Genomic DNA, 4,315 nt, shown 5'->3' with positions numbered 1-4,315 from the left:
TTGTATGGAGAAAAGATTTAAAAGTTTATCCTTATTCGAGTTTCAGACCCGATTTCCAAATGATGATAAATGTAAGGAATACCTGGCTGATTTAAAATGGCCTGATGGGTATAAATGCCTCAAGTGTGGTCATGGAAATTATTGTAAAGGACATGATTCATATGGCAGGCAATGTACCAGGTGCCGTTCTATCGAGTCGGCCACTGCCGGTACCTTGTTCCACTTATGCAAATTCCCCTTATTGAAAGCCTTTTACATCGTTTATTATGTAGCCACAAGCAAGAAAGGGATTAGCAGTACTGAACTTAGCAGAAAACTGGAGTTACGTCAAAAGACGTGCTGGCTGTTTAAACAAAAGGTGATGAAAGCCATGGAAAGCAGTCACCATTTTCCAATGGAAGGAAAAGTAGAGGTAGATGAAACTTATGTTGGTGGCCAGGACGATGAGGCTCTGGGGCGTAACGAAGGAAAGAAAAAACTCGTGGTTATAGGCATTGAGAAAAGAGGAAAGGGTGTTTCCCGCATGTATGGAAAAGTAATTGAGACCGCTCATAAGAAGAATCTCAAACCGTTTATGATCGATAATATTCATCCCCAGGCCTATATACGTACAGATAGATGGGCGGGATATAAGGGATTGGAAAAAGATTTCCCCAATATAAGGCGTGAAAAATCGGAGAAGAAAGGGAAGAACTTCCCTCAATTGCACCGAACTATAATGATGTTCAAAGCCTGGTTGAGAGGAATGCACCACTCCGTAACTTATTTACAGGCCTACATTGACGAATATACCTACCGCTTTAACAGACATAAAATGAAAGAAGGGATATTCGAGAACCTGATGGGACGGATGGTAGCCAAACCACCCTTTACATATAAAATGATTATTAGTCAATAGCCTAATTCAATAGTTCAATATAAGCCTCCCTAAATTTCGGCTCTATTTCAATAGCCTTTTTTAAATCTATTATTGCTTCTGCATATTTACCAAGCTGTTTGTAACTTAAACCTCTCCAATTATGAATTCTAAGTTCGTTTTGAATTGCCAAATTAGCTTCATTTAGGTCTTTTATTGAGTTCTCAAAATCATTGCGGAAGTAAAATGAAATTCCACGCCATAAATATGCCTGTGAAAAACTTAAAAATGGATTGTCTTTTATTGCTTGCGTATAATACCAAACACTTTCTTCATACCTTTTTTGTTTAAAAGCATCGGCTCCAAGATTATAATTACCCACTTCAAGTTCCATATTGTCTTATCTTTTTAAAGTTTCTGTTGTCGGTCTAAAATTTCTGCTAACGGTTGGCAGCTACAAGAATTTGGCGATTTTTACCACAAATGTTCATACGATGAACGAATGTTTGTTGAACCACAAAACTGCCATACGAAGCACTGAACCGCCAATTTTTTGTAGGTGCTGTTACCTACTGGCGTTCTTGTTTGCGCTGTGTTGTCAATGCTTGTGAGGTCTTTTCTTAATCATACCGCCTTTCGTGTCTTTCACGCTGCTCATAACTACAAATGCGTTTGGGTCAATCTTTTCAATTTCGGTATTCAGTTTATTTAACTCAAGTCGTGTCAGAACGGTATAAACAATATCAATCTCTTTTTTCTCTCCGTGTTTGCCAAAACCACGCTGTCCTTTATAAACTGTAACGCCTCTGCCCAATGTGTTTACAATCATTTGTCGGATTTCTTCGCTGTGAGAAGAAATAATTGTCACGCCAATATATTCTTCAATGCCTTCAACAATAAAGTCCAATGTCTTTGACGCTGCCAAGTAAGTAATCATTGAATAAAGTGCGACTTCTAATCCTAAGAAGTATGCTGCTGCCGAAAAAATAAAAATGTTGATTACAATAATAATGTCGCCAATAGTAGTCCCGAATTTGCGACTTAAAAAAATTGCAAGAACTTCTGTTCCGTCAATTACTGCTCCGCCTCTTACAGCAAGTCCAATTCCTCCTCCCAAAAAAAATCCACCAAACACTGCAACAAGTAAGTTGTCATTAGTAACATTAGGAAAGGACACTGTCGCTAAACAAATGGATAGTCCTGTTATTGCCAATGCTGTCTTAATAGCAAACTGCTTACCCATAATATTATAGGCAAGAATGATAAAAGGAATGTTAACACAAATGATGAGTATGTAAAGTGGAATATCTGTCAAAGCAGATATAAGCAAAGAAATACCTGTAGCGCCTCCATCAATAAAATGATTAGTCAATAAGAAGCCTTTAAAACCGAATGAGGCTGAAAAAATGCCAATCGTAATAAGAAAAAAGTCCTTGATATGTCTTTTTAAAGTAATTAAAAACTCTCTATACCCTTTGGCAAGTTGAAAGTCCGAAAAACGATTTTTGTGGTCGGTTTTTTGTCCCTTGTGTCGAAGAACTGTCTGAATAATTATTTGTGTCCAAAATGGGTTCATTTGTCTGTTATGTTTTTTACGCTTGCAGGTAACGTTTTGTGGCTTGGCGAAGGTGGCGATTTTTACCACAAATGTTGATGCGGAGAACCAATTTTTGATTAATCACAAATGTGTCTGCGGAGCACTGAACCGCCACTTTTGCCAAACCTTTTGTTCAAGCGATGCCTGGCAAATTAAAGCAGAACCCTTTTCTTTACTGAAACAAACCTTCAAAATAAGTATCATGAAAAAAAAGACAACAGCCCTACCTTAATTAGCTCTGCTTGTGCTAAAGTACCTGGATTTTCCGAATTGTATGCCCATATGCAGCAGAAAATTTCAATCAGTGGTAAAAGCCAAAGTACCCTTCAAGGTTACAGCACCCATTTGGCCAAACTGGCCCTACATTTTAACTGCCTGCCCACCGAACTGGATACCGACCAGATTAACGATTACCTGTATTTAATTCAGCAGCAGCACAACACCCCTTCCGACTCCTATTTTAAGTTCACCGTGTACGGCCTTCGTTTTGCTTTCCGGATGATGGGCTTGAAGGATAAGCACATTGAACTGCCAAGCATTAAACACGAAAAAAAACTACCCGTCGTATTGAGCAGGGAGGAAGTAAAACGTTTGTTAAAGGCCCCTAAATTGCTTAAACACCGTATCCTGATAGGTCTGCTCTATGGTTGTGGACTACGCTGCTTTGAAGCCCGTAATGTCAGGCTAGCGGATCTTGATTTTGACCGCCAGATGCTGCATGTGCAACAAGGAAAAGGAAAGAAAGATCGTTATGTACCCTTGAGCGCTATCCTAATCCGGGGACTTCGGCTTTACATTGGAGCAGAAAACCCGGAAGAATGGCTCTTCAACGGCAAACCCGAAGGACGTGCCGGAGGAGATTTTGATGGAAGGTATTCTCAGCGTGGTGTACAGTGGGCAGTAAAGGAAGCAAAAAAAGCTGCAGGTATCAGTAAGGAGATGACGGTACATACCCTGCGTCATACGTATGCCACCCATTTACTGGAAGATGGTTTGGATATCATTTCCATCAAAGACTTGCTGGGTCACGAATGCATCGACACCACCATGGTCTATCTGCATGTAGCGCAATCCGGCAGACGGAAGCCCTTTAGTCCGCTGGATACCCTTTACAGCCCATCTTAATTGCAGCCTGCTTTTGAGGTGGCCAGTGTATTGAAAAAACACTGGCCGCAAGTGCTTGCCCATGCCGGGATAAACACCTGGCAAATCCGGGTATTAAGTGCCCTAAAGAATTGCAGGACAGCTGCTATGGGCGGACATGTGGATGCCTGTACCTCCTGCGGCATTGTTCGGATTAGTTATAACAGCTGTAGAAACCGCCATTGCCCGAAATGCCAGGGGAATAAACGGGAAGAATGGATCACCAGGCGAGAAACCGAACTTTTGCCGGTACCTTATTTTCACGTGGTGTTTACCTTGCCCGATATACTGAATACGTTGGCCTTACACCAGCCCAAAGCAGTATACGGGGCTTTGTTTGAAGCGGCCTGGGGAACGATCAACACGTTTGGGAACAACCCAAAAAACCTGGGGGCAGCCACGGGCATGATTTCCATCTTACATACCTGGGGGCAGCAGTTAAGCCTTCACCCGCATTTGCATTGTATCATTCCGGGAGGCGGGCTCTCTAAATCAGGGCAATGGAAAAGTGCCAAAAGCAAGGGGAAATATCTGTTTCCGGTTAAAGCGATGAGCAAGGTTTTCAGGGCCAAATATGTTCAATCTCTGAAATCTAAAACGGGCCATGCGGATAAAGAACTGATTAACGCCCTGTTCAAAAAAGAATGGGTAGTATTTGCCAAACGTAAGCATTCAGGCAACCGCATCTTGTAAGATCCGAGCCGGTTTTTCAGATTTGT

General features: G+C 41.4%; 4 protein-coding genes and 1 pseudogene. 3 read left to right on the top strand and 2 right to left on the bottom strand.

Annotated features, from left to right (window positions below):
- Positions 1-4 precede the first annotated feature (4 nt).
- On the top strand, positions 5-898 hold the full coding sequence (locus WKF66_RS21520) for an IS1595 family transposase (protein ID WP_489676575.1): 894 nt from the start codon (positions 5-7) through the stop codon (positions 896-898).
- Between the two features lies 1 nt (position 899).
- Here WKF66_RS21520 and WKF66_RS21515 read toward each other — a convergent pair whose 3' ends face one another.
- Complete coding sequence (locus WKF66_RS21515; RefSeq protein WP_489676574.1) at positions 900-1,250, bottom strand: tetratricopeptide repeat protein; 351 nt, start codon at positions 1,248-1,250, stop codon at positions 900-902.
- A gap of 204 nt (positions 1,251-1,454) precedes the next feature.
- On the bottom strand, positions 1,455-2,432 hold the full coding sequence (locus WKF66_RS21510) for a YitT family protein (protein ID WP_489676573.1): 978 nt from the start codon (positions 2,430-2,432) through the stop codon (positions 1,455-1,457).
- 519 nt (positions 2,433-2,951) lie between these two features.
- Between WKF66_RS21510 and WKF66_RS21505 the strand changes: the two genes are divergently transcribed.
- Both WKF66_RS21505 and WKF66_RS21500 read left to right on the top strand, forming a co-directional pair.
- Positions 2,952-3,578 (top strand): tyrosine-type recombinase/integrase, encoded by a 627-nt coding sequence (locus tag WKF66_RS21505; RefSeq protein ID WP_489676572.1) that lies wholly within the window; start codon positions 2,952-2,954, stop codon positions 3,576-3,578.
- Positions 3,579-4,262: pseudogene (locus WKF66_RS21500) on the top strand (IS91 family transposase); the annotation flags it as partial.
- Positions 4,263-4,315: the final 53 nt, after the last annotated feature.

The sequence above is a fragment of the Pedobacter sp. genome, assembly GCF_037719805.1.
In the GTDB taxonomy this organism is placed as follows: domain Bacteria; phylum Bacteroidota; class Bacteroidia; order Sphingobacteriales; family Sphingobacteriaceae; genus Pedobacter.
This window is presented reverse-complemented; position numbering and strand designations above follow the sequence as displayed.